This is a genomic window from Frondihabitans sp. Leaf304, from assembly GCF_001423105.1.
Taxonomy (GTDB): domain Bacteria; phylum Actinomycetota; class Actinomycetes; order Actinomycetales; family Microbacteriaceae; genus Frondihabitans.
In genome coordinates, this window is sequence record NZ_LMNV01000002.1 from 1,318,947 (window position 1) to 1,343,552 (window position 24,606).

General features: G+C 67.8%; 28 protein-coding genes. 18 read left to right on the forward strand and 10 right to left on the reverse strand.

The genetic code is table 11. The annotated features are described in order from the left end of the window. Positions 1 to 24: 24 nt before the first annotated feature. Positions 25 to 561, reverse strand: coding sequence for a MarR family winged helix-turn-helix transcriptional regulator (locus ASF54_RS05865; RefSeq protein ID WP_157510037.1), 537 nt, complete (start codon positions 559 to 561; stop codon positions 25 to 27). Between the two features lie 148 nt (positions 562 to 709). Between ASF54_RS05865 and ASF54_RS05870 the strand changes: the two genes are divergently transcribed. The 3 genes from ASF54_RS05870 to ASF54_RS05875 all read left to right on the forward strand — a co-directional run bounded on the left by ASF54_RS05870 (position 710) and on the right by ASF54_RS05875 (position 4,666). Then, a complete protein-coding gene (locus ASF54_RS05870; RefSeq protein WP_268760993.1) occupies positions 710 to 2,797 on the forward strand; it encodes an MMPL family transporter in 2,088 nt (695 codons plus the stop codon). Positions 2,798 to 2,929: 132 nt separating this feature from the next. Then, positions 2,930 to 3,067: a hypothetical protein gene (locus tag ASF54_RS16750; protein WP_158613185.1), complete on the forward strand. Its 138-nt coding sequence runs from the start codon at positions 2,930 to 2,932 to the stop codon at positions 3,065 to 3,067. Positions 3,068 to 3,211: 144 nt separating this feature from the next. Then, complete coding sequence (locus ASF54_RS05875) at positions 3,212 to 4,666, forward strand: carboxypeptidase regulatory-like domain-containing protein (protein ID WP_055959740.1); 1,455 nt, start codon at positions 3,212 to 3,214, stop codon at positions 4,664 to 4,666. A 475-nt stretch (positions 4,667 to 5,141) separates the two neighbouring features. Here the strand turns inward: ASF54_RS05875 and ASF54_RS05880 are convergent, their stop codons facing one another. Then, complete coding sequence (locus tag ASF54_RS05880; RefSeq protein WP_055959742.1) at positions 5,142 to 5,426, reverse strand: hypothetical protein; 285 nt, start codon at positions 5,424 to 5,426, stop codon at positions 5,142 to 5,144. Between the two features lie 195 nt (positions 5,427 to 5,621). Here ASF54_RS05880 and yccX point away from each other — a divergent pair, with 195 nt between their 5' ends. Continuing rightward, positions 5,622 to 5,900, forward strand: a complete 279-nt coding sequence (yccX, locus tag ASF54_RS05885; protein ID WP_055959744.1) for an acylphosphatase — start codon at positions 5,622 to 5,624, stop codon at positions 5,898 to 5,900. Positions 5,901 to 5,942: 42 nt separating this feature from the next. Here yccX and ASF54_RS05890 read toward each other — a convergent pair whose 3' ends face one another. After that, positions 5,943 to 6,917 carry an amidohydrolase gene (locus ASF54_RS05890; RefSeq protein ID WP_235480948.1) on the reverse strand — a complete coding sequence of 325 codons (975 nt, stop codon included), beginning with the start codon at positions 6,915 to 6,917 and terminating at the stop codon, positions 5,943 to 5,945. Between the two features lie 72 nt (positions 6,918 to 6,989). On the opposite strand from ASF54_RS05890, the gene ASF54_RS05895 reads away from it, so the two are divergent. Next, positions 6,990 to 7,625: a DNA-3-methyladenine glycosylase I gene (locus ASF54_RS05895; protein WP_055959747.1), complete on the forward strand. Its 636-nt coding sequence runs from the start codon at positions 6,990 to 6,992 to the stop codon at positions 7,623 to 7,625. Between the two features lie 9 nt (positions 7,626 to 7,634). Further along, entirely contained in the window at positions 7,635 to 9,623 is a 1,989-nt protein-coding gene (locus ASF54_RS05900; protein ID WP_370544417.1) for an amino acid transporter, read from the forward strand. 141 nt (positions 9,624 to 9,764) lie between these two features. On the opposite strand, the gene ASF54_RS05905 is transcribed toward ASF54_RS05900, so the two are convergent. The 4 genes from ASF54_RS05905 to ASF54_RS05920 all read right to left on the reverse strand — a co-directional run bounded on the left by ASF54_RS05905 (position 9,765) and on the right by ASF54_RS05920 (position 14,312). Continuing rightward, a complete protein-coding gene (locus tag ASF54_RS05905) occupies positions 9,765 to 10,400 on the reverse strand; it encodes an RBBP9/YdeN family alpha/beta hydrolase (protein ID WP_162237099.1) in 636 nt (211 codons plus the stop codon). Positions 10,401 to 10,418: 18 nt separating this feature from the next. After that, a complete protein-coding gene (locus ASF54_RS05910; RefSeq protein ID WP_055959753.1) occupies positions 10,419 to 11,159 on the reverse strand; it encodes an SDR family oxidoreductase in 741 nt (246 codons plus the stop codon). 160 nt (positions 11,160 to 11,319) lie between these two features. Beyond that, complete coding sequence (locus ASF54_RS05915) at positions 11,320 to 12,687, reverse strand: glucose-6-phosphate dehydrogenase (protein ID WP_055959756.1); 1,368 nt, start codon at positions 12,685 to 12,687, stop codon at positions 11,320 to 11,322. After that, positions 12,684 to 14,312, reverse strand: a complete 1,629-nt coding sequence (locus tag ASF54_RS05920) for a S53 family peptidase (protein ID WP_055959758.1) — start codon at positions 14,310 to 14,312, stop codon at positions 12,684 to 12,686. Before ASF54_RS05920 ends, ASF54_RS05915 begins: the two co-directional genes overlap by 4 nt. A gap of 116 nt (positions 14,313 to 14,428) precedes the next feature. On the opposite strand from ASF54_RS05920, the gene ASF54_RS05925 reads away from it, so the two are divergent. Together ASF54_RS05925 and ASF54_RS05930 are read left to right on the forward strand one after the other, a co-directional pair. Further along, entirely contained in the window at positions 14,429 to 14,986 is a 558-nt protein-coding gene (locus ASF54_RS05925; RefSeq protein ID WP_055959761.1) for a DUF805 domain-containing protein, read from the forward strand. 443 nt (positions 14,987 to 15,429) lie between these two features. Beyond that, positions 15,430 to 15,852: an organic hydroperoxide resistance protein gene (locus tag ASF54_RS05930; protein ID WP_055959764.1), complete on the forward strand. Its 423-nt coding sequence runs from the start codon at positions 15,430 to 15,432 to the stop codon at positions 15,850 to 15,852. A gap of 84 nt (positions 15,853 to 15,936) precedes the next feature. Here the strand turns inward: ASF54_RS05930 and ASF54_RS05935 are convergent, their stop codons facing one another. Beyond that, complete coding sequence (locus tag ASF54_RS05935; RefSeq protein WP_055962178.1) at positions 15,937 to 16,914, reverse strand: zinc-binding dehydrogenase; 978 nt, start codon at positions 16,912 to 16,914, stop codon at positions 15,937 to 15,939. A gap of 49 nt (positions 16,915 to 16,963) precedes the next feature. After that, complete coding sequence (locus ASF54_RS05940) at positions 16,964 to 17,353, reverse strand: DUF1304 domain-containing protein (RefSeq protein ID WP_055959767.1); 390 nt, start codon at positions 17,351 to 17,353, stop codon at positions 16,964 to 16,966. A gap of 77 nt (positions 17,354 to 17,430) precedes the next feature. Here ASF54_RS05940 and ASF54_RS05945 point away from each other — a divergent pair, with 77 nt between their 5' ends. The 3 genes from ASF54_RS05945 to ASF54_RS05955 all read left to right on the forward strand — a co-directional run bounded on the left by ASF54_RS05945 (position 17,431) and on the right by ASF54_RS05955 (position 19,061). Continuing rightward, the gene (locus ASF54_RS05945) at positions 17,431 to 18,033 is read left to right on the forward strand and encodes a TetR/AcrR family transcriptional regulator (protein ID WP_055959770.1); all 603 of its coding nucleotides are present in this window, start codon (positions 17,431 to 17,433) and stop codon (positions 18,031 to 18,033) included. Positions 18,034 to 18,095: 62 nt separating this feature from the next. Further along, positions 18,096 to 18,365 (forward strand): hypothetical protein, encoded by a 270-nt coding sequence (locus ASF54_RS05950; RefSeq protein WP_157510038.1) that lies wholly within the window; start codon positions 18,096 to 18,098, stop codon positions 18,363 to 18,365. A gap of 72 nt (positions 18,366 to 18,437) precedes the next feature. Further along, positions 18,438 to 19,061, forward strand: coding sequence for a hypothetical protein (locus ASF54_RS05955; RefSeq protein ID WP_055959776.1), 624 nt, complete (start codon positions 18,438 to 18,440; stop codon positions 19,059 to 19,061). A 33-nt stretch (positions 19,062 to 19,094) separates the two neighbouring features. Here ASF54_RS05955 and ASF54_RS05960 read toward each other — a convergent pair whose 3' ends face one another. Beyond that, positions 19,095 to 19,709: a TetR/AcrR family transcriptional regulator gene (locus ASF54_RS05960; RefSeq protein WP_084815983.1), complete on the reverse strand. Its 615-nt coding sequence runs from the start codon at positions 19,707 to 19,709 to the stop codon at positions 19,095 to 19,097. 124 nt (positions 19,710 to 19,833) lie between these two features. On the opposite strand from ASF54_RS05960, the gene ASF54_RS05965 reads away from it, so the two are divergent. From ASF54_RS05965 to ASF54_RS05995, 7 genes are all read left to right on the forward strand, one after another. Continuing rightward, positions 19,834 to 20,472: a GNAT family N-acetyltransferase gene (locus ASF54_RS05965; RefSeq protein WP_055959782.1), complete on the forward strand. Its 639-nt coding sequence runs from the start codon at positions 19,834 to 19,836 to the stop codon at positions 20,470 to 20,472. 86 nt (positions 20,473 to 20,558) lie between these two features. Further along, positions 20,559 to 20,774, forward strand: a complete 216-nt coding sequence (locus tag ASF54_RS05970; RefSeq protein ID WP_055959785.1) for a hypothetical protein — start codon at positions 20,559 to 20,561, stop codon at positions 20,772 to 20,774. A 107-nt stretch (positions 20,775 to 20,881) separates the two neighbouring features. After that, positions 20,882 to 21,691 carry an alpha/beta hydrolase gene (locus ASF54_RS05975; RefSeq protein ID WP_055959788.1) on the forward strand — a complete coding sequence of 270 codons (810 nt, stop codon included), beginning with the start codon at positions 20,882 to 20,884 and terminating at the stop codon, positions 21,689 to 21,691. Positions 21,692 to 21,834: 143 nt separating this feature from the next. Beyond that, on the forward strand, positions 21,835 to 22,713 hold the full coding sequence (locus ASF54_RS05980) for an SseB family protein (protein ID WP_084815985.1): 879 nt from the start codon (positions 21,835 to 21,837) through the stop codon (positions 22,711 to 22,713). Between the two features lie 64 nt (positions 22,714 to 22,777). Then, positions 22,778 to 23,176: a DUF2809 domain-containing protein gene (locus ASF54_RS05985; RefSeq protein WP_084815986.1), complete on the forward strand. Its 399-nt coding sequence runs from the start codon at positions 22,778 to 22,780 to the stop codon at positions 23,174 to 23,176. A gap of 399 nt (positions 23,177 to 23,575) precedes the next feature. Next, positions 23,576 to 23,779 carry a hypothetical protein gene (locus tag ASF54_RS05990; protein ID WP_123941754.1) on the forward strand — a complete coding sequence of 68 codons (204 nt, stop codon included), beginning with the start codon at positions 23,576 to 23,578 and terminating at the stop codon, positions 23,777 to 23,779. Positions 23,780 to 23,799: 20 nt separating this feature from the next. Continuing rightward, entirely contained in the window at positions 23,800 to 24,588 is a 789-nt protein-coding gene (locus ASF54_RS05995; protein WP_055959798.1) for a hypothetical protein, read from the forward strand. Positions 24,589 to 24,606 lie beyond the last annotated feature (18 nt).

The window sequence follows — 24,606 nt, forward strand, 5'->3', positions numbered from 1 at the left end:
GTACGCGAGGGGGTTGGGGGCGGGTCAGGCGTCGCGCCCGGCATGCGTGCGCATCGCCGCCGACATCTCGCCGAGGAAGCGACTCACCAGGGCCAGTTCGTCGGCCGAGTAGTGCGACATGACGTCGTCGGTCAGCACGCCCAGCGGGGCGAAGAACTCGGTGGCGACCTCGCGAGCGGCCTGCGCGAAATGGACCCGGACGATGCGTCGATCCTCCGCGTCCCGTCGACGCTCGACGTGCCCCCGCTTGGCGAGTCGGTCAATGACGCCGGTCGCGGCCCCGGAGGTGAGGCCGAGGTTGTCGGCAATCCGCCCCGGGGTGGCGGGCGTACCCGACTGCTCCTGCTGCATGACGAAGAGGAGAGCGTCGAAGTCGTTCGACGAGAGGCCGTGCTCGGAGGAGAAGTTCGTCGCGACTGTGCGGGAGTCGGCCGTGAGCGCCTGGAGCCGCGACACCATCTCGCGGCGCATCGCGCGCTCGGCCGGGCTGCTGCCCTGGTCGGTGCTGCCCTCGTCTGTGCTGCCCTGGTCTGTGCTGCTGTGATCGCGTGGGCCCTGCACCGCCACCGCCTCTCTTCGTCGTCGTTGCACAATCTAGCCGATTGGACTATAACTCTTAGTAACTAAGACTTCATTTATCTAAGGAACAATCATCCGTCGCCTCTCCTCCGCCTTCCGTTCGCGCCGATCCTCGTGGCTGGTCCTCGCGCTGACCGCCGTCGCCGTCGCGCTGCTGTTCGCCTTCCTGCCAAAGCCGACCAGCGACTCCTTCCCCGCCTCCGGGCTCCCCGACTCCGCCGAATCGGCCCAGGTCGCAGAGTTGCTGAAGGGCTTCCCGTCGGCCGACACCACCGTGGGCATCCTGGTCTACTCGCATGGCGCGGCCACCCTGACCGCCCAAGAGCGGGCCGCCATTGCCGACAGCGCAACAGCTCTCGCGAGTGGCTCGACCGTGCCCGACGCGGTTCGGCCTCAATTCAGCGACGACGGGACGGCCGCTCTCGTCGCGGTACCCCTCTCGAGCGCGACAGTCGAAAAAGACGTCTCGGCGGCCGCAACCGAGCTGCGAGACACTGCTGCCCGCGGGCTGCCGAACGGCCTGACGACGCAGCTGACCGGGCCTGTGGGCTTCCAAGACGACATCGCGAACAGCTTCGCGGGAGCCGACTTCCGCCTCCTACTCGTCACCGTGATCGTGGTCGCCGTTCTCCTCATAGTGACGTACCGAAGCCCCGTGCTGTGGATCATCCCGCTCGCCGTCGTGGGTGCCGCCGACGGGCTCGCCGGCGTCGTCGTGCGGGCCCTTGCCGAGCCCCTCGGCCTTACTGTGGACGCGTCGATCTCGGGAATCCTGTCGGTGCTCGTCTTCGGAGCGGGCACCAACTACGCCCTCCTCCTCGTGGCCCGCTACCGCGAAGAGCTCACGCGCACGCCCGACCGCTTCCGCGCGATGCGGACCGCGTACACGAGCGCCGGGCCCGCGATCGCGGCATCCGGCGGGACCGTCGCCCTCAGCTTGATCACGCTGCTGCTCGCGTCTCTCTCGAACAACCGGGCCTTGGGCTTTGCCTGTGCGGTCGGCGTCGTCGTCGCGATCCTCTTTGCGCTCATCGCGCTACCCGCCGCTCTCGTGGTCTGCGGTCGCGGGCTCTTCTGGCCGTTCGTACCGCGTGCCGGTGAGCACGCCGACGACCGCGCAGGCACGACGGGCGCGGCCGAGGGCTCCAGTGCCCGCGCTAGCGCTGGCGCTGGCGCTAGCGGCCTGACAACTCGAGAGGCCCACGGCTTCTGGGCCGGCCTCGGGCGGCGGGTGTCGCGCCGCCCGCTCGTCGTGACCGTGTCTGCGGTGGTGGGCCTCGGCGTCCTCAGCCTCGGCCTCTCGGGCTATGCGGTGGGACTGCCGCAGACCGCGCAGCTTTTGGGGAAGCCCGACAGCGTCACTGCGCAGACCGTGATCGACCGGTCGTTCTCGGCGGGGCTCACGAGCAGCACGACCGTGCTCGCGCCGACTGCCGTGGCCGATCGGGCCGAGACAATCGCCCAAGGCACTCGCGGGGTCGAATCAGCCACGCTCGGCGAGGCACACGACGGTCTCACTCGCATCAGCGTCTCGTTGAGCTCCGAACCCGAGAGCGACGCCGCCTTCCGCAGCGTCGAGGCCCTCCGCACGGCCTACGCCGATGCCGGTGGGCAGGTAGCGAGGAGCCTCGTCGGCGGCAGCGACGCGACCGCGCTCGACACGAACAACGCGGCCAAGCACGATCAAGACCTCGTGATTCCGATCATTCTGGCCATCGTCTTCGTGGTGCTCCTGATCCTGCTCCGCTCGCTCGTCGCGCCGGTGATCCTCATCGCCAGCGTGTTGGCTACGTTCTTCGCGAGCCTCGGCGCCTCGATGTTCCTGTTCACGCACGTGTTCGGTTTCGATGCTCTCGACTCGAACGTGACCCTCTTCGCCTTCCTCTTCCTGGTGGCTCTCGGCGTCGACTACAACATCTTCCTCACGACCAGAGCGCGAGAAGAGGCCGGCCTGCATGGCACGAGGGAGGGAATGATTCGGGCTCTCGCCTCGACCGGTGCGGTGATCACGAGCGCGGGCATTCTGCTGGCGGCAGTCTTCGCCGTGCTGGGCGTCCTGCCCGTCGTCGCGCTCACCCAGATCGGCGTGATCGTCTGCATCGGCGTGCTGCTCGACACCCTCGTGGTGCGCACGGTGCTCGTGCCGGCGCTGGTGTTCCTCCTGCGGGATGCGTTCTGGTGGCCGTCGAAGCCGCATCGCTCGGGGCATCACGCCTGAGCCCCCGGCGATGCGACTGCGACACGGTCGGCCCCAACCTGCCAATTGGCCTGCGCCGACCGGGGGTCGGACCGGAAACCGCGTAGCCTCGGTGCCCACGGAGCCGCCACGGCTTCGACAGGAGGCACCACCATGGCCGAGAAATCTGCGAAAAAAGGCACGGCCAAGACGGCCGTTCGCTCCCTCAAAGAGAAGCGTCTCGACAAGAAGGAGAAGGCTTCGAGCAAGTCGCACTCCGAAGACGCCGTCTCGAACGTCAAGAAGCGCTGAGGCTCGCCCAACAGCGACCCATTTCGACGACGCCCGGAGCCTATTGGCACCGGGCGTCTTTGTCTGCCCTGCGAAAAACACGTAACACGAGTGGCCGATGTGATTTAGCCTCGATAAATCTGGTTCAACGGTGAGGCAAATACGATGATCACAGCGACACCTGGCAGATCAACGGGGCGGATACTCGCCTTCGCGACGGCGACGGCGACAGCTCTCACGCTCGCTCTCGTCGGGGCCGCTCCGGCCTCAGCCGCCGAAGAAAACACCTGGGGCACCTTCACCGTCGCAGGTTCGACCCGCGCGTACACGGGCACGATGGCGCTTGCGGGCGGATTCCCCGACACCACGTTCACGTCGACGTCTCGGCAGGCCACGACCGTCTCGGGTGCTTCCACCTGGCAGGCGCCGTCCACACCTCCCGGCACCGTCTACGGATCCAGCAGAGGCGAGACGTACCTCAACCAGCGCCCGAGCGCCGACAACGCCACCTCCCCCGCGGTGACGACCTACACCTTCGCCACGCCGACGCCCGCCTCGGGCTGGTCGTTCGTGCTCGGTGACATCGATGCCGACCAGGCGACGATCACGGCGACCGACGCGACCGGTGCCGCCGTTCCCCTCAGCGGGCTCGGTTTCCAGAGCACCTACAACTGCTGCCACCGCGCTCAGGGGCCGTCGTGCGACTCCGCGAACCTCAACGACGTTCCTTTCTGGAACCCCGCGACCGGCGTGCTCATCGGCAACGCGACGGCAACCGACACCGAGGGTGCCTCGGCCTGGTTCAGCCCGAACGTGCCCCTGAAAACGCTGACGATCAGCTACCAGCAGCGCAGCGGGTTTCCCGTCTACCAGACCTGGTTTGCAACGAAGACTTTCGCGGCCTCCGGCACAGTCACTGTCAACGGCGCTGCGTACGGCGACGCACCGCTGACCATTCGCGACGCCGCGGGCACGATCGTCGCGACGACGACGAGCGGGGGCGACGGATCCTGGAGCGTTCCGGGTCTCGTATCGACCAGCGGCTACACCGTCTCGGTCGAGACGCCGCCGGGTGCGGCCGCCGCCCAGCCGATCACGTTCGACACGCTCGACGCCGATACGCCGCGCCTCGACTTCGCGTTCACCATTCCCACGGTCGAGGCAACCGGAACGATCGTGTCCGATGACGGCGAACCGCTCGCGAACACGCCGATCGAGATCACTCGCGAGGGCGACGACGAGCCGACGGCCACGACGACCACCGACGACACCGGTTCGTTCACGGCCGACCTGCTCCCAGGCCAGCCGTACGTCATCGTGATCGACGGCGACGCCTCCAACACACGCGACTTCACTTCGCCGACCCGGAGCGGAGCCATCGAGGATCCGCTCGCACCGCCGATCGAACCGACGCCGCCCGCGACCGCCCAGCCGTCGCCCACACCGACCACCACTGCGGCGCCGGTTGTGGTCGGGGCTGGGGCGGATCCTAGGGTTGCTGCGCCCGAACTCGCTGAGACCGGAAGCAACGCGGCTGTTCCCCTCGGGATCGGGGCGCTGCTGCTGCTCGGTGGTGCGGCTCTCGTGGTTCACAACCGACGCCGGTCGCGCCGGGGCTGATCGCTCGGGTTGTCCGGGCCGCCTGTTGGGCCCGCCCAGCCCGGTTCGGGCCTGGCCTAGCCGGCCCGGCCTGGCCCGGACCCATCTGCTGGTGACGCGCCCCCGGATGGCCAGTTCGGGCCTGGCAGCCGGGGGTTCTTTGGCCAACCGGGGGTGCTTCGGCTGCGGCCCGGCTTGCCGGCACACCTGGGGCGGGCGAGGCGACGAGGATCGGCCAACCTCGCCCGCCGCGGCGCTGTGAGATTGGCCGATTCACGCGAGGTCGCCGCCCGTGGGGGCCGCGTGCGCGGGCTCGCACCTCCGCTGGGGCGTTTTGCGCCGCATCAAATTTGACGCACGTCGAAACTGCCGCACCCACGCTGTCTCGCGAGATGGCCTGAACTCCGGCCGCGACGGTGGGTCCGCGGTAGGTTCGGCCACCTCGCGAGGAGAGGGCGACGCAAGCGAGCAGAAAGCGCTGCCGGCAGAGCCTCAGCTAGCCGACGTACGACCCGGCGACACGGCCCGCGAAAGCCTGGTCGGCCGACACGAACGTGCCGTCGGCTCGCGCGTCGATTGCCACGCCGGTGAAGGTGCCGGCGGGGCGTGCCGCGTACTCGGCGTCGACGACCACGTAGGTGCCGGCGACGAAGGCTGCCCGGGGTGAGCGAGGTTCGCGAACGGTTCGAGCCGCACGCTCGGCGCGACGGGCCTTGGCCTTTGCGGGCCGAATGCCGATCGAGCCGGTGCGGGGAAGGCGGATGGATGCGGTGTCAGACATGAGTCGACTCCTTCGGGTGAAGGTGGAGCCGCCTCATCACAGCCCCGGATTGTCTAGGTGCTCGATGAGCACTCACAGGGCGCTGGCGGGGCAACCGCCAACACACCCACCCTAACCGGACCCTCTGTCATTCGACTCGCCGGATGTCGGACGGCCCGCCGGGCAAACGGCCGGGCTGTCGGTTACCGTCGAGAAATGATCGATGTCATTCGTCGCCGCGCTCTCGTCTCGGGCGTTGTCCAGGGCGTGGGATTCCGCTTCTCGACCGAAGGAGAAGCCGATCGCATCGGCGTCGCAGGGTTCGTCCGCAACCTCCCCGACGGCCGGGTCGAGGTGGAGGTCGAAGGCGAGCCCCACGACATCGAGAAGCTGCTGACCTGGCTCCGCGACGGCGGACCATCGAGCGCGCGGGTCGACAGCGTCGAGATCGACGAGCAGGATCCCACGGGAGCGTCCGACTTCGAGACCCGCTGAGGGGCTCCCACCAGCAAAACCGCCCGCCAGCAGTACCGCCCGTCAGCCGGGCTGCCCCGTCAAGAACGCCCGCGGATTGCGCGAAAAGACGGCGTGGTTGAACCGGCGTCCGAGCTCGGGATCGCGCGGCTGACGGAACGGCCGATCCGACCCGTGCACGAGCGGCGTCACTCCGACGATGCGGGCCATCGCGTCGATCGCGCGCTCGTCGTACGCGCTCGTCTCGTAGAAGACGTTGGGGTCGGCCTTGGGTGGTCGGCCTCCGCGCGTCGCTGCCGCCGCCTGCGCGAGCGGCGCCAGCCCGGCGAGAGCGATAAATCCGATCCGCAGTGCGGGGTGCTGCTCGTGACCGCCGTCCGACCAGACCTGCCACGCCGTCTTGAGCTGCTCGGCCCGAGGGGCGGTCGACGCGGCGGGGACGCCCTGCACGGGCGCGGCCACGACGTGCCGCGGGTGCACGAGAACGGGTTTTCCGGCCGCCTCCACGACCCGCAGGACCGGCTCGAGCCGAGCGAGGTCAGACGAGGATCCGAGACTGGTCGCCGGAATCTGCAGGCCCACGACCCGCGGCTCGGCGAGAACGGCTTCGAGCCCGGCGAGGTCGAATTCGAGGAGCGGGGTCGCCGCCCACACGCGAAACGGATCGCCGAGGGCGATGGCCGACCGGTGCCAGATGGCGATGAGGTCGCGAGCGTCGTCGTGCGGCAGCTCTTCGATGCGGAGGTTGCCGGGCAAGGACACGAGCACGTCGCCTTTTCCTTCGGCGAGCTCGCGGATCCTTCGGTTCTCGACGTCGTGGGAGGACGGATTGATCGAGTACGGCGACTCGCCCTCGGTGAGGAGGGTCCAGTCGTCGACGAGGCGGGGCAGGGTCTGACGCGCCCGGAGCGCTTCGACGAACGTCGGGGGCATCAGGTGCTGGTGCAGGTCGACCCTCGACGCCACCGGGTTGAGGGGCCGCGGCACGACCGGGTTCGCCACCGGAGCAGACGGCTCCGAGGGCGGCGATTCGCGCATGGCTCAAGTAGACCGTGCAGTGCAGGGCCGCGCAAATCGGGCAGCGTCGGTGGTCGACCCTAAACTCGCGCCATGACCGATGTGATTCTGGGCGCCGACGGGCTATCTCGGCCGCGCTGGGCAGCGACCGACGGGCTGCTGCAGTCGTACTACGACACCGAGTGGGGCATGCCGATCCGCGACGAGCAGGGTCTCTTCGAGCGGTTGAGCCTCGAAGCCTTCCAGTCGGGGCTGTCGTGGGCGACGATTCTCAAGAAGCGACCCGCGTTCCGTCTCGCCTTTCGCGACTTCGACCCCGAGGTCGTCGCGACGTTCGACGACGACGATCGTGCCCGGTTGATGGCCGATGCCGGCATCGTGCGCAACCGGCTGAAGATCGACGCCACCATCGACAACGCCCGGGCCACGCTCGCCCTCCGAGACGAGGGCGGTCTCGGCGCGTTCATCTGGTCGTTCAGCCCGAGCGAGACTCCGAGGCCGTCGACGTTCTCCGACGTGCCGACGACCTCGCCCGAGTCGGTGGCCCTGTCGAAGGCGTTGAAGAAGAAGGGGTTCCGCTTCGTCGGGCCAACGACGATGTTCGCCCTGATGGAGGCCGTCGGCATCGTCGACACGCATCTGCTCGACAGCCATCGGCGCGGGTCGTCGGGGGTCTGGGCCGAGGCTTCCCCGGTCGTGTCACCACCCGAATCCACCAACGTCGAGTAGACCTGATCCGTGACCACCACCGACAGCACCGGGCAGAGCTCCGCGCTCGAGCCCGACGCTCTGAAAAACGCTCCCCGACACTCCTTTCGAGCGTGGCTGCTCGACGGGCTGACGCAGCAGTCCGGCAGCCACCCGGGCCCGCACGCCGAGAAGCCGGAGAAGACGCACTCGTGGTGGCGGGTCATGTGCCTGACCGGCGTCGACTACTTCTCGACACTCGGCTATCAACCGGCCATCGCCGCCGTCGCAGCGGGTCTCCTCTCGCCCTTCGCGACGATCGTGCTGGTGCTCCTGACGCTGCTCGGCGCATTGCCCGTCTATCGACGGGTCGCCCGCGAGAGCTTCAAGGGGTCCGGGTCGATCGCCATGCTCGAGCGACTTCTGCCCTGGTGGGGCGGCAAGCTGTTCGTGCTCGTCCTCCTCGGCTTCGCGGCGACCGACTTCATGATCACCGTGACGCTCTCGGCCGCCGATGCCACCGCCCACGCGGTCGAGAACCCCTACGCGCCGCAGTGGTTCCACGGCGCGGAGGTGCCGCTGACGCTGTTCTTGATCGTGCTGCTGGCGGCGGTGTTCCTGCGCGGCTTCAAAGAGGCCATCGGCATCGCGGTCGTGCTCGTCGCCATCTACCTGCTCTTGAACGCGGTCGTGGTGATCGTCTCGTTCGTGCACATCGGCGAGAACCCACAGGTGGTCGACAACTGGTGGCAGGCGCTGACCACGCAGCACGCCAATCCCCTGGCGATCATTGGTATCTCGCTGCTCGTGTTCCCGAAGCTCGCGCTCGGCCTCTCCGGTTTCGAGACCGGCGTCGCCGTCATGCCGCAGATCTCGGGCGCGCCGGGCGACACCCCCGAGAGGCCCCTCGGCCGCATCAAGGGTGCCAAGAGGCTCCTGACGACCGCGGCGATCATCATGAGCACGTTCCTCATCACGTCGAGCATCGTCACGACGCTGTTGATCCCGCAGAAAGAGTTCCAGGCGGGAGGCGACGCCAACGGGCGCGCACTCGCCTACCTGGCCCACGACTACCTCGGCAACGGCTTCGGCACGGTCTACGACATCTCGACGATCACGATCCTGTGGTTCGCCGGGGCCTCGGCGCTGGCCGGCCTCCTTAACCTCGTGCCCCGCTACCTCCCTCGCTACGGCATGGCACCGCAGTGGGCGGCCGCCGTGCGGCCCCTCGTGCTCGTGTTCACGGCGATCGCGTTCCTCATCACGATCGTCTTCGAGGCGAACGTCGACGCGCAGGGTGGCGCCTACGCGACCGGAGTGCTCGTGCTGATCACCTCCGCCTCGGTGGCGGTGTTCCTTTCGGCTCGTCATAAAAAGCAGCGCAAACGCGCCATCGGGTTCGGCGTGGTCGTGGCCGTCTTCGCCTACACGACCGTGCTCAACGTGATCGAACGGCCCGAGGGTGTGCGTATCGCCGCCCTCTTCATCGTGGGCGTGCTGCTCGTATCCGTGCTGTCGCGGGTGCGCCGTTCGTTCCAGCTGCGGGCCACGAGCGTGTCGCTCGACGACGCCGCCCTGTCGTTCGTGCAAGAAGACGCTGACGAATACGGAGCCGTCCGGATCGTCGCCAACGAACCCGACGACGGAAGTCGCCTCGAATACAAGACCAAACTCGCCGACGAGCGGAAGGCCAGCGGCATCCCGATGCGGTCGCCCATCATCTTCCTCGAGGTCTACCCCGACGACTCCTCCAACTTCGAAGAAGACCTCGAGGTGCACGGGCACAGCCTCCACGGCTACCGGGTACTCAAGGTGCGGAGCGGCAACGTGCCGAACACGATCGCGACGATCCTGCTCGAAATTCGCGACGTCACCGGCGTCGTACCCGACATCTACTTCGAATGGACCGAGGCTCCGCCGCTCCGCAACCTGGTGCGCTACCTCATCACGGGGGTGGGCGAGGTTGCACCGGTCACGCGCGAGGTGTTGCGGCGGGCCGAGTCCGATCGGGGTCGACGGCCCGACGTGCACGTGAGCTGAGCGGTGGGGCGGCCGGATCCTTCGGTTCTGCCGATCTGACGCGGGCGAGTCGAAGGCCGAGCGTGCTCGAATGGACGCCTGGCGTCGAGCCCGAGCCCGATTCGGGCACTCTCGGCCCGGCACCCCCTCGTCGGCGACGGTTCAGTCGAAAGCGGGCTCTCCGAGGCACCAGGCCAGCATCTCCGGCCAGGGCCCGAATCCGGTCGCCGGCACGACGTGGCCCGCACCCGCGAGCACGATCTGCCGTGCGTCGAGCCCATCGGCAACCGCGCCGAGCGCCTCGGGGCGGTACGGATCGTCGTCGCCCGCCACGATGATCGCGTCGGGGGCTCCGACGCTCTGACGAGCCGAAGGATCCTCGTGCTCGCCTTCAGGTGGGCGCCAGGCGAAGGCAGCGAGCTCGGGTACTGATTCCAAGAAGTCCGCCGACACCGGTGACACCAGGGCGACCCGGTCGACCTGCGGGGCCGTCCCGGATGTCTGCTCGCGCAGCCAGAGCATCGTCGACGCGCTGTGGGTGATGACCGTGATCGTGCCCTCGGTGAGGGTCGCGAGGTTGGCGAGGGCCATGTCTCGCCAGCGCTCGAAGTCGGGGGCATCGGGGTCAGGAAGCTGCGGGTAGCGGACGTCGTGGCCCCGCGCGGTCAGCTCGAGCGACAGCCAGCGTTGCCAGTGGCTCGGCGGGCGGTGGTTCTCGTAGCCGTGCAGGAGGAGGAAGCTCGACGGCACGGGCACCGGGGTCGGCGCTGGCACGGGGGTCGGGGTCGTGCTCGGCATCGACGTCTCCGCCACGCGTCAACCTCGTCCTAGCGGACGGACAGAGACCGTCTCGGCCACGGCCCGCTGCGGCAGGTCGACCACGAGACGGACCGCGTCGGCGATGTCGCTGACAGCGAGGTAGCTCTCTGCGTCGTAGGAGTTGCCCTTGGACTGCTGCATCTCGCGCTGCATATCGGTGTCGACCGCCCCAGGATGCACCGAACTGACACGGACACCGTTCGATCGCTCCTCCTCACGAAGCCCGTCGGCGAAGGCCCGGACGGCGAATTTGCTCGCGGCGTAGAGGCTGCCGGCCGCCGATGACCGGAATCCGGCCCCGGAGTTGATGACGATCACTGTTCCCTGCACAGCACGGAGGGCGGGAAGAGCGAGGCGCGTGATCTCGGCGACGGCCACCACGTTCACCTCGAGGATGCGGCGCCACTCGTCGCGCGGCGTGAGCTCGACCGTCGAGCCGCCGATGACGCCGGCCGAGTGAACCAGCACGTCGAGCGACTCGAGCGAGCCGGTCGGCCCGGCGGCGAGAAACCCGTCGAGCGGTTCGTCGCCGTCGAGGGCAGCTGCCCAGACGGAGGCGGACGGCAGCTCGGCCGCCAACTCCTCGAGCACCCGGGGATCACGCCCCTGCACGATCACGTGGTGCGTTCGCCCCAGGTCGAAGGCGATCGCGCGGCCGATCCCCCGCGACGCGCCGGTGACGAGCGCGATCGGAAGCGGGGCGGATTGGTGCGCGGAGGGGGTGCTGTCGAAGACCATCTGACTATTGTGGTGCTTGCTTCGTCGCCCAAGCAACGGCGACTGCGCTCCTTCGAATTTGAAGGAGAAGCGGGGCTGAAACCGAAAACTGAGGCGGATCGGCGGGCCTCGCGGCGAACTTCTCCTTCAAATTTGCAAGGCGGGCCCGAGGGGCGACCCGTCAGGCGCGCCACGCCTTCGGCCCGTCGCTGCCGGCGCGGTACTCGTCGAGAGGCACCGAGCCGTCGCGCCATGCCGCGAGCACGGGCTCCACGATCCGCCAGCCCTCGACCGCCGCATCGCCCCGCACCGACAGCGAGGCATCGCCGTCGAGGATCCCCTGGAGCACTTCGCCGTAGGCCGGCAGGTCGCCGGGGTTGAAGTCGACCTCGAGGCTGGCGCGGTCGATGACGTACGGGTCGCCCGGTCCGTTCACGTTGAGCTCGAGGCTCATAACGTCGGGGGCGATGCAGATGCGGAGCCGGTCGGCCGTTTTGAGCGTGTGGAACTCCGGCGGCACGTGGGCGGGTGCCTTGAACGTGATCAGGATCTCCCGCCGGTGAGACGCGAGGGCCTTGCCGGAGCGGAGGCGGATCGGCACACCGGCCCAGCGCATGGTGCGCACCTCGACGACGACCTCGGCGAGGGTCTCGGTCTCGAGCGACGGGTCGACACCCTCCTCGTTTTTGTAGGCGGGGAGCTTGCGACCGTCGATGGTGCCGGCCGAGTAGCGGGCGCGGCGGCTCGTGGCTGGGTCGTCGTGCCAGAGGTGGGTGGCTCGGAGCGCGAGCTGCTTCTGATCGCGGAGGTCGGCGGCACCGAGAGTCGCCGGTGCCTCCATGACCAGCACGGCCATGACCTGCAGGAGGTGGCTCTGGATCATGTCGACCAGAGCGCCAGCGTGGTCGTAGTAGCGGGCGCGGTTCTCGAGGGCGAGTTGCTCGTCGTACACGATCTCGATGCTCTCGACGTCGCGGTTGGTCAGCATCGGCTCGATGAGGCGGTTGGCGAACCGGAGTCCGAGGAGGTTGAGCACGGTGGCCCGACCGAGGAAATGGTCGACGCGGTGAATGCGCTCTTCGGGCACGAGGGTGAGCAACAGCGCGTTGAGCGCGATCGCGCTCTTCTCATCAGTGCCGAACGGCTTCTCGAGCGCCAGAGAGAGACCCTTCGGCAGCTCGAGGGAGGCCAGCTGGTGACAGGCCTTCTCGGTGATGGCCGGCGGGAGGGCGAAGTAGACCGCGGTGGTGTGGTCGCAGGCGGCGAGAAGTTTTTTCAGGCCGTCGGCGCTCGTTACGTCAGCCTGAATGTAGGTCGTCGCCGCGAGGGCCGCTTCGACGGAGGGGCCGGAAGCGCCAGCACTCGCGAACGAGTCGCCCACGCGCTTCTTCCACTCGGCGTCGGTCAGGTCTTCGACTCCCGACCCGATCAGCTGCACTCGGCGTGACGGCTCGTGGGTGAGCAGCTCCCCCAGACCGGGCATGAGGAGCCGGGCGGCGAGGTCGCCCGATGCACCGAGGATGAGCAGAGACGACTTCGCGGCGGTCATTCGTCGATGCTATTCGTCGCTCGGGCGGAGTGCCCGCGCTCCCCGAGCCCCCCGCTGAGCGCCTGCAGGAGGGCCCGTCCGTTTGGCGACCCGAGCCCGGTGCAGGCGTCCCAACCCGGTGTGGCGCTGAACGAGCCGTTGTCGCCCTCAGTGATGTCGCGGAACGCCGTGGCTGCCGCGTAGAGCTTCGGCTGGACGAGCCCGAGCGGCGCCCCGAGAGACTCGGCGAGTCGGGCCGCGAGCGCAGCGTAGAGCGGAGCGACCGCACTGGTACCGCCGATCACCGAGCGGACGCCGTCGACCAGCACCTCGTACCCGGTCGCCGGGTCGGCATTGCCGGCGACGTCGGGCACGCCCCGCCCTCCCCCGGGCGCGACGATCGCCGACTGCCAGGCGGGTCGCTCGAACGTTCGGCTGACTCCGCCCCCGGTGGCCCCGCGGCCAGCACCGTTGTTCCACACGGTCTCACTGGCGATCGCCGAACCGGTCGCGCGAAGGCTGGTGCCGCCGCACGCCAGCACGTGTGGGCTCGCGGCGGGGAAGTCGACGTGGTCGGCGCCATCGGTCGCCCCGTCGCTCGAGCCGTTGTCGCCCGCCGCGGCCGTCACGGTCACGCCGAGTGCCGCCGCATCGACGAGGGCGTCGTCGAAGGCTGCGCGCGCTTGCGCCGTCCACTGGTCTTCGCTCTGGCCCCAGCTGATGCTCATGGCCGTCGGAGTCGGCGTCGCGTGTGCGGCCGTCGCCACCGCGTCGACGAAGCCGTCGTCGGTGTTGGGCGCGAAGTAGACGACGATGTCGGCTTTCGGAGCGAGAGCCCCTGCGACTTCGATGTCGAGCAGCACTTCGCCGTCGGCGCCGGACGGGTCGCCGCCGGGCACGTTGGTCGCGCCATCGACTCCGACCGCGGTCACCTTCGGCCCCTCGATGCCGAGCTCTGCAAAGTAGGCGTCGAGGTCGGCCTGCGCGAACCCGCCCCCGAGCTCGATGATGGCGATGGTCTGGCGGGATCCTTCGGTCTGTTCGGGAAATCCGTAGAGATCGCCGAGCTCGAGGGGCGTGAACGAGGATCCGGCAGCTGCCGCGGGCTCGAACCGGAATTGCGCCCGTGCCTGTGGCCTGTCGTCGAGCCCCAGCACCGCTGTGACGATCCCGTCGAGGGCGGCCGGAATGCTGAGCGAGCCGAACCGCTGGCGGTGTTCGACCCGCGGTGCCGCCGCGCCGGCCGGATCGCCGCCGAGCTGGGGCGACTCGCTCGTGACGATCTCGAGCGAAGTGCCGAAGACCGCTTGGAGCACACGCGACGACCCTGACACGCGTACGCGTCGGCTCGGCGCGTCGGCCGCGAGGATGGTCACGCCGAGAGGCTGGAGGGTCGCCACGACGAGGTCGACGTCGGCCGGATCGGCGCCGTGCTCGGCAGCGAATGTGGCGGAGTCGACCGGATCACCGCTGAGCAGCGCACCGGGAACCTCGGTGCGACGGCGCAGCACGAGTGTTGCCCAGACGATCTCGTCGGCGGTGCGCGCAGACCGTGCCGCCGGACGCACGCCCGGGGCAGGCGGTCGCTCGCTGCCGGCCAGGGGCACGAGGTGGAGGTTCGCGAGAGGATCGGTCGCATCGGTCATGCTCCAGGAGTACTCCGGGCCTCCGACATTTGGTTTATCGCTAGGCTCCGATTGACCTCTGGGCGCCGACACCGTCGCCAGGGGCCCGAAAGACAGACACGTTCGAGGGGAACACCATGTCGTCGCACCTGCCGCCTCGCGGCTCCCGGAAGCCCGAACGGCAAGGTCAGCAGCCGCAGCCGCAGCCGTCGAAGCCGGGCGAGGAGCCGCCGCTCTGGGCTCCCTGGTACGGAATCGGCCTTCTCGCCGCCGTCAAGCGGCCGTTCTCGAAGTACACCGATTTCTCGGGGCGGGCCAGCCGGGGCGAATACTGGTGGTTCTTTCTGGCCTACTCGCTCGTCGTCGTGGTGCTGTACGCGATCTTCGGCATTCTCGGAATCATCTTCGGCGTCATCAACGCCAACTCGCTCGGCAACCAGGCGATGGCCGAGAACGTGATGGCTCCCCCCGGTTTCACGGCCGTCAAGGTTCTCTTCCAGATCATTTTCGTCGTGCTCAGTCTCGGGCTGCTCCTGCCGTATCTCGCCCTGACCTGCCGGCGCCTCCACGATGCGAACTACCCCGGGCCGTATTTCTTCCTCGGTCTCATCCCGCTGATCGGACCGATTCTGCTCATCGTCTACCTCGCCGGCGCCTCGAAGCCCGAGGGTGCGCGCTTCGACCGGCCTCGGTAACCCTTCGCGACTCACAGAACCGACCGTGAAAGCGTCACCGGACCGCGAATAAACGCGGTCGGGTGACTGAAACACGGTCGGTGCCGCCCAGAAACAGAACAAGCCCGCCGCCTCGTCATCGAGGCGGTGGGCTTGTCGTCGGGAGAGTGATCATCAGCATCCCGTATTGCAGAGTCGCCGGTCATGCTCGCCCTGGTGGATTAGATCCCCCGCTGCGAAACGATAGACCTGCAAGGTGCGCTCGGCTATCAGCCAAAGGGATGATTCCCGAGCATTCCTCCTGTCTTGATTGCGGCGACCACGGGGATTCGAGTTGTCTCGTCTCCCTCTAGCTTCGAACTACCCGTGCGCTGTGCCGTGGTGCGCGTGGCACGCTGGTGGGTGGAGGACAACGGAGTTCGACCCACTCGAGCAACACGACCATCCACAGAAAGGCTCTCCTGATGGACAGCATCTACACCGCCGAAGCACTCTCGACCGGCGCCGGCCGCAACGGCCACGTCGCCACGGTCAGCGGCACCGTCGACCTCGATCTCGCGATCCCCAAAGAGATGGGCGGCGCCGGTGGTGCTGCCAACCCCGAAGAGCTCTTCGCCGCCGGCTACGCCGCCTGCTTCCACTCCGCTCTGCAGAGCGTCGCCCGCATGCGCAAGGTCGCGATCTCCGACACCTCCGTCGGCAGCCAGGTCAGCGTGCACCCGAACGGCGAGGGCGGCTTCGTCCTCTCCGTCACCCTCGAGGTCGTCATTCCCGAGCTCCCGCACGACGAGGCACAGGCTCTCGCCGACGCAGCCCACCAGGTGTGCCCGTACTCGAACGCCACCCGCGGCAACATCGACGTGACGATCACCGTCTCCGACGACTGACACCACACAAAAGCGAAACGGCCCGGGTCTCATCGACCCGGGCCGTTCGGCTTTCGTGGCGCCCTGACTCAGGGGCGCAGCAGACTACGGACGCAGCAGGATCTTGCCGGCGCGACCGGGAGTGAAGTTCGCGGCGGCGGCCTGGCGGGCCTCGTCGAACGAGTAGGTGGCCTCGACGGGCAGGGTGATCGTGGAGTCCTGGATCCTGCGCACCAACTCTGCGAGAAGCGCACCGCGCTGGGCGGCCGGCATGCTCGTGCTGACCGTGCTGCCCCAGAAGCCCTTGACCGTCGCCTGCTTGAAGATCACGTCGCCCGACGAAATCTGCATGACGGGCGACTGCATTGCGCCGAACACGACGAGGGTGCCGTTCTCGCTGAGCAGCGACAGCACCTCGCCACTCGCGGGGCCACCGACCGAGTCGACACCGGCAAGGATCCGGGCGTCGCCGACGATCGCCTTCACGCGGTCGCGCCAGTCGGCCGAATCCGTTGCCACGACGTTGCCGATGCCCTGGGCCTTCAGCTCGTCGACGCCCTCGGCACGGCGGACGAGGCCGATCACGTTGATGCCGCGGGCAGCTCCGAGCTGGGCGACGAGACGGCCGACTGCGCCGTTGGCGGCGTTCTGCACCAGCCAGTCACCCTCGGCGAGGTCGAGCGACTCGAGCAGGCTGATCGCACTGAAGGGCATGGAGACGAGCTGTGCCGCGACCTCGTCGGACATGTCGTCCGAGACGGGCAGGAGCGCTGCCGCCTTGGCGACGAAGTACTCGGCCCACACGCCGAAGGTGCCGCCGGTCGCGACGCGCTGACCGATCTCGACGCCGGTGACGCCCTCGCCGAGGGCGTCGATCACGCCGACGGCCTCGGTGCCGGTGCGGGCCGGGAGCTCGGGCTTGAAGCCGTAGGTGCCGCGGATCGTCCAGAGGTCGTGGTTGTGAATCGGCGACAGGAGGGTGCGGACGCGCACCTCTCCGGGGCCGGGCTGAGGCGTCGGGACCTCTTCGACCGTGAGGATCTCGGAGGGCTCTCCGAATGTGGGGTGCATGACTGCGCGCATGGCGTTCTCGACTTTCTGTGGGGTGTTCATGGGACGGTGGGTCGGGCTTCTAGACGTTCAGGGCAATCAAGGTCGTGACGACGGCGATCAGCGGGAACGCGCCCTGAGTGACGGCAGCCCGGCGCTTGCCGGGTGTCGAGACGAACAGGACGAGCGCTGCCGCGAGCATCGAGCCGGTGCCGACCAGGATCAGCGCCTCGCCGATCGCCGACGACGATGCGGGGGCGAACACGATGCCGATCACGGTGGTCGCGGCGAGGAACAGGTTGTAGAAGCCCTGATTGAAGGCGAGCGGTGCCGTCGTTTCAACCTCGGCCTCTGTGGCCGGGCCGAAGGTCGCGCGAGCTCGGGGACCTCGCCACGCGAGCGACTCCATCCAGAAGATGTAGACGTGCAGGGCAGCGGCCAGGGCCGCGAACACGATGGATACGACGAGCACGAGAGCCTCCTGATTTGAACTGACCGTTTCACTATATACTGAAACGGTCAGTCCAGATCAACCCCGAGGAGCAGAGCATGGGTCGCACTCGAACCTTCACCGAAGCCGAGGTCGCTCGTTCGGCGCGCCAGGTCTTCTGGGATCACGGCTACGAAGACACCGCCCTGCCCGACCTCGAGCGCGCCACCGGCCTCAACCGGTCGAGCATCTACCACTCGTTCGGCAGCAAGCGCGGCCTGTTCGACGCGGCAGTCGAGAGCTATCTCGACGAGGTCATTCGGCCTCGCCTCGCTCCATTGCGTGCGGACTTCGTCGAGGTTGGAGCTCTTGAGACCTACCTCCTCGGCCTCCGCGCCGCGATGACGGAGGGGCACACAGCCCTCGCTGCCAACGGCTGCCTGCTGCTCAACGCGACCGGCTCTCCCCTCGGCCGCGAGGAGGCCCTGCAGACCGTCGTGGCTGCCTACTGCGACAGTCTCCGCTCGGCGATCACGACCGGGGTCGCCGCCCGTCGTGCCGATCTCGACGCCGCCGAGCAGAAGACTCTGGCCACCACTTGCACCGGCCTCGTCTTCGCCGCGATGGCCATCGTCCGGGTCGACCCCACAGCTGCCGGCAACCTCATCGATGCGGCGCTCGGCCACGTTCGTCGCGCTTCACAGGAACAAATCAGCAACTAACCCAGGATCCGGGGCACCGCACTCTTCCTCTCGTTCACTCCCCTCCAGAGCTACGATCGGGCATGAACACTTCCGGGGGAATGTCCAGGGTCGTCGGGTGGATCAGCGCGGCGGTCCTCGCCGCTCTCGTCACGGTCTTCTTCGCGTTCGTCTTACAGGGAGGCTCGTGCCTCGACGCCGCCCCGGGTGAGGGCGAGAGCTCGTGCACGACCGGTCCGGCGATCGGGGCGACTGCCGCCCTCGTCGTAGGGGTCGTCGGATCCTTCGTCGTCATCCTCGCCACAGCACGGGCTATCGTGCTGGGTCGACGTCTTCGCCGCGCCCCGGCCTGACGGGTTGCACCCGCCAACCGAGGAGACTCCGCTTCTGTCCTGGATAAGGGCCAGCGACGCTAATGTCGATCCATGGTCAGCCAGGTCATTCTCGTAATGGCGGAGTACTCGGTCGAAGACTCGCCCCTGTGGTTTTGCCTCTCAAACGACAAAATCGGGCTAGCCGACGCAGGGGAGCTGGGGCTCAGCGCGGGCCTTCGCCGTGACCTCGAAGTCTGGAACGACGTCTTCGACGCCATCGCCGGATCGGGATTCCACTTTCCCTCCCCCGAGATACACGACCACCATCGCGCAGAGGCTTTCGACCTCGCGGCTCGAGTCCAGGACGAACTGGGAGACGAGACCCACGTCTGGTGCGGTGCCGGAGAAGGCGTCGACCTGTTCCCCAACCTGAGCGACTCGCTCGTCGTGGCCGCTGATTCTCGTGGAACATCGGTTGAGCAGTACACCGGTGGCCGCGCACGGAGCATCACAACAGCGTCAGCCGGCGGTCGGGAGAGAACAGCCAGGGCCATCATTCGATGGCGCGCCTTGACGGAGCGCGCTGGCTCGCCGTTCGGCAACGCTCAAACAAGGTCCGACGGGCTCAGGGCGGCCGGGGCCCTTCAGAGAGACATCGGCGCACTCAGCCAGGTCATCTTTTTCGGTGGGGCTGGCAGCCCGAGTGACTACTTGCACCACTTCGGCCTTGAGTAGACGAAACCGAAGCCCCCTGCTCCAGGCACTGCCTTACTGCTCAGCAGTATCAACAAGAGAGGCGATTGCCCTAGCCCCGAGGGTGACGGCGTCGCGAGCCGCCTGGTCGTTGCGATCGGCGAGCCAGGCGGTACCGATGCCGTCAGCCACGGCGATCAACAGCGATGCGACCTGCACTGTCGGAGCCGACCACCGTATGTTCGCCGCGGCCGTCCATTCGTCGACATTGCGGGCCACCTCGCGTAAGTACTCCGCCTGTTCCCATCGCATCAGGTGGCTCAAGGCTGGGTCGCGATAGGAGAAAGCGGAGAGCTCAGCCAACGCGAGGGCATGGTCGGGGCGGCCGGTGACGAGGTCGAGACGTGCTTGGAGGCCGACTCTGATTCGCTCGGTGACCGACACGGCTGCAGCTGGCGGATCGAAAGCCGCAGTCATGGTGACGCGAATCTCTTGGGAAAGGATCGCCGAAAACAGATCGGCCTTTGACTCGAAGCAGTAGTCGAACGAGCCATGAGGAAGACCAGCGCGCCCCGTGACGGATCGCGTAGTGACCGCTGCGACACCCTCCTCAGCCATGACCAGCACGGCGGCATCGATTAGCTGCTGGCGGCGTTCGCTCCTCGGGCGGTGTTCGCGAGGAGCAGTCATATATCGAGAATAGGAGGTAGTGGCCAGTTGGCCAACTGAGCTTTCGCCCGACGAATGCCGAGGAGTTACCGGGAGCTGGGGAATATTTGGCCACTTGGCCAATTTGGAGTCTTACAGTCGGGGCATGACTCAACTCTCTAGGGCCCGGTCCGTCATCATTCGTCCCGCTCGAAACGGCGAGCGCGGCGCCACGAAGCCGCTGGCCGACGCATTCGCGAAGGATCCGGTGATGGCCACGTTTGTCTCCGCTGGCAGTGACCGGCGGGGTCGCCTCGAGAAGCTGTTCTGGGCAATGCTCCGATCGGGGCCCCTGGCGGCACGAACGGTCGACGTCGCGGTGGATGAGAACGGATCGATCCTCGGAACCGCGGTCTGGGAGGAACCTCGCCGGGGACAGGAGCGTTCGCGACCGTTTCTCGGGCAGATTCCGGCCTATCTCGACGCGTTGGGACTCCGAGGGGCTTTCTCCGCTCTTCGATACCGAGCAGTACTCCAGCGCCCGAGGCCGGTACTGCCGCACTGGTACCTCGCCGAGATCGGTGTCTCCCCCGAGGCGCGAGGCCTCGGGGTGGGCTCTCTTCTCCTCGCGCACCGACTCGGGCTCGTCGATGCGGCCAGAGAGGGCGCGTACCTCGAGTCATCGACGGAGAGGAACCGTGCTCTCTACCGCCGGTTCGGCTTTGTCGAGTTCGGCACCATTCGAGGGCTCCCCACGGGTCGGCCGATGGCAATGTGGCGACCGGCCGTCGCCCACGCTCTCTGAGCTAGTTTGTGGCGACGTGGGTGAATTTCTGACAAACGGACACTCACGATCTTTCGCAACTACCGGGTCGGTTCTACTGTCAGAGAATGCTCTCTGCACTCATCGTTCTGGCTGTCCTCGTGATCCTCGCCGCAGCCATCGTCGCGGTTCTCCTCCTCGGCATGCGCCGACGCCGGCAGACGCAGATCGAGCTCGCAGCAGACCCCGGGCGTGGGCGCCGCGCCGGGGATGAATCGGCCAAGACGGAGGAGTCCGCAGATGTCGCGCGCGGTCGCGGAGCGAACACGGGTCTGAACTTCTAGACGGGGTCGGCGCGAGCAAGAGCCCCGCCCGGATGCCTACGTGAACCGCCTTACGGTTCACCCTCTAGATGGACGCGCGGCGCTGCCCCCATGCATCACGGTCTAGTGTGACCAAGCGACCTGACGCCACCTCGCTCCGCTGGTACACGCCGTCGGACGGCGACACTTCAGCTGGACCCACCCTGCTCTGGCTGCACGGCGGCGGATTCTTTCGAGGAAGCCCCGCGCAACCGGAGGCCCACGACGTCGCGAACTCGCTCGCGAATCACGGGCTGACCGTCGCCACCACGGGGTACCGCCTCTCGCCGCCTCCCGGGATGACGTGGGCGAGTTCGGGTGCTGGGCGGGCACGCGGCCGATTCCCCGACGCTCTCAACGATGTCGTCACCGCCTACCGCGCAGTGGCTTCTGCGTCGCCGTCGGGGGTGATCCTCGGTGGAGCTAGTGCGGGCGCCTGCCTCGCGGCGGCTGCAACCCTCCAGGCCCTCGATGAGGGGTTTCGTCCGGCAGGCGCCGTCTTCGCCTACGGTTTCTTCCACGCCACCCATCAGCGCCCACAAGATGACCGGGCGCGATCTCAGGGGCACCGCCGGATCACACATGCGCCGTGGGCGTTGGACCTCATGAACCGCAACTACGCCGGCTCGAGGGATGCGCTGGCGAACCGACTGGCTTTCGCGGGTGGCCATGACCTGACCGGCTTTCCGCCAACCCTCGCGATCAACGCGGAACACGACAACATGCGCGCATCAGGCGACCTCTTTGCTCGCGAACTCAGCAGCACCGGAGTCGACGTCGAGCACCACGTACTTCCGGGCACGCACCACGCGTTTCTCAATCGACCGCACCTCGACGCCTTCGCGTCCGCGATTGCTCTGATCGCCGCCTGGAGCCCTCCTACCCAGCAACGTCAGTGACCGGCGTTTCGGCACGGACGACCAGCCGTGGAATGAGCACTTAGCCACGCCGCTGCGTTCGCCCAGTCAAGGGCCACAGGTCAGGCACACGAAACAGACGCACGTCGAGCGTCAGAGTGAACACCCGCTGGTAGCGTCAAAATATGGGGATCTTTTCGAGGAAAAGCAAGAAGGACGACGTAACACTGAACGACGCGGGGGCGGCGGACAGCACGCAGCCGAGCGTGACTTCCGGGGGAAGCACCTTGGTCGTCAACCGCTTGGTGCAAGACGCGCTCCGGCCATGGAGTTCCAGCCAAAATGCACAGACCATGTACGCCGTGTTGCGTCAGTGCGCCACTGGCGATCTACTCCTCGACGCCTCGGGGTCGGAGATCGCCGATAAGGCAGCCCCGTTCGCGAAAGGCGACACCCTCGCCATCGGAACGCAGGTCGACAACGCGGGCAAGCGGCTCCTCGTGGCGTTCACGGATAACGACCGCTTGGCGGTGTACCGGCAGAACGGAGGAGCAACCACCCCTCCGCTCTCGCTCGGTCAGCCCGCATCGGCCACACTCCAGATGGCTGCGACCACGTACGACGGGATCGCAATCGATCCAGGCTCGCCCGATACGGTCTTCATCGCGTATGCCGACGAGATCCGCCGCGGACTCACCGATGAGGCCGGCGTCAACGGGATCTTGAAGACCGCCATTGTGGCGGGTAGCCCGGTCGAAGAGATCATCGACCGCGCTGAAGCCGCCCCGGTGGTCTTCGTCGGTCTCTCCGCACGCAGAGATGACAAGGGAGAGGTCGAGAGCATCATGGTCCCGGCCCTGAAGGGGCCTGACGGCAGCATGTACCACCCAGCGTTCACATCCCCCGCGGAGGTCTGGGCTTGGGCGCCCGACCTCGACGCTCAACCGACCGGTTTTGCAAACATCGCCCGGTCTGCGCGGGAGGACGGTCAGGCCGGTATCGTCTTCAATCCCGCGGGCAAACCTGCCGTGGTGCCGATCGCAGCGATTGCCGATCGATACTGACGGCGGTCATCTATCAACCCGGCGCACGACGCGAACCGGCGCGGCGGGACGGGACGATAGGGGTATGACATCTCGATCGCGGCTGGGGGTGGTGGCGGCAGGGATCCTCGTCGTGATTGTCGGGGTTTTCGCGAAGCTGATCGTGCCGGGGCTGCCCGGGGATCTGCTCGGGTCGGCCTGTTACACCGCCCTCCTCTTCGTGTTGGCGGCACTCGTGCTGCCGCGATCACCCGGCGTCGGCCTCGCAGTTTTCGCGTTCGTCGTATCGGCAGTCGTCGAGGTACTGCAGCTCACCGACATGCCCGACGCCGTAGCGCGAGTGGCGCCCCTGTCTCGGTGGGTGCTCGGCAGCACGTTCGTCGCGACCGACCTGCTGGGCTACGCGGTGGGTGCTCTCGTGGCATTGACGATCGACACCGCCTGGCAGCGATCACGGCGGCCCGGCACGAGGAGGCCGACATGACAAAGCGGCTCACCCCCAGCAAGTGACCCGCTCGTCTGGCTCGCATACCTGATCCGACTACGCGAGACACTCTCACGTTAGCAGTATCCGTGTTAGCAGGACGATCCTCCTGCCGAAATTGCACACAGTGCAAACAGGCCGACACGCGACATGCCCCCGGCCGAAGCCGAGGGCATGCGGGTGTCGAGAGGAACGCCAAGCCACCCGCAACTCGGATCAGGAGAAGAACGGGAACTTGTCGTCATCGACACGGGCGACCGGTAACCAGCCGGCTCGCTCGTATACAGTAGCGAATCCCTCCGGCAAGAGGGAGCCCGTTGCGCAACACGTATAGCCAGACCGGCGAACTCGCTCGACGTCGAGAGCGACCACCCGGTCTCACCTGCGATAGTGGAGAGCGTGACCATCCTGATCGTGTCCGTGCTCGGGGCAGCCCTCGTACTGCTGCTCGTCGTGCAGGGAGTCTCCCGCCACCGCCGTCTCGTTCGGCGCGAAGAAGCGGGCCAGACCACCCTGCCGCGCAGCACCTGGATCGTCTTCGGCCTCGCTGCCGCCTTCTTCCTGTTCGCCGTGTTCGTGCTGCCCCTCGTGCTCAAGAAGTGAGTGCGTCGCCCGAGAGTCCAGTGCCTCCGGGGGGCCCAGCGTCTCCGGGGGGCTCAGCGTCCCGGTGGCGCGACCTCACCGTCGCGGTCGAGCTGCCCGCAGCCGCATTCGGGGCCGCCGTCGACGTCGACGACCTGCTGAGTGAACCCGACCTGCACTTCGCCACCGGCGCCCCCACCAGCCGACTCGTGCTGATGCCGAGACTCGGCACGTTCTCGCGCCTGGTGCTCGAATGGGAGACCCTGCCTGAGATCGGCATCTTCTCGGCGACGTCGTGGCCAGCCGATACGTTCACCACCGCCGAGATCGCACGCCTCGAGACGTGGATGCGCGACGTCGCCTCGGTCTGCCACGCTCACCGCGATCGGGTTCGCGCGACGGCCGAGCGAGCCGTCCGCGATGCGTCGAGCGGCCTCGACCGGAGCGAACCGAGCACGGTCGGAGCCGGCGACGCGACTGGGCACGTGGTGTCGGCGCATGTCGGCACCAGGGCAGCGGGCCCGACGCCAGGCGCGCGGTACCCGATCGTCGACGTGACGGGCCCTGTCGGTGCGCCGTCGGATCCTTCGGTTCGTGAACTCCGGTTCGTCGACCGGGCAACCGGCACCGAGCTGGGGCGCCGCCTCACCGCCCACGACGATGCCGAGTCGGCATTCGAGCCGCTGGCCGACGGCGTCACGAGAGACGACCTCGCTGACTGGTACGACGAGCACATCGTGCGTGAGGTGCTGTTCGACGACGTGTGGCAGGTGTGCGTGCACCTGCTGGCCGGGCTCGAGGCGCCGGCCGACGTGGTCTACTTCAGCTGACGCTCGCGCCGAGAGTGC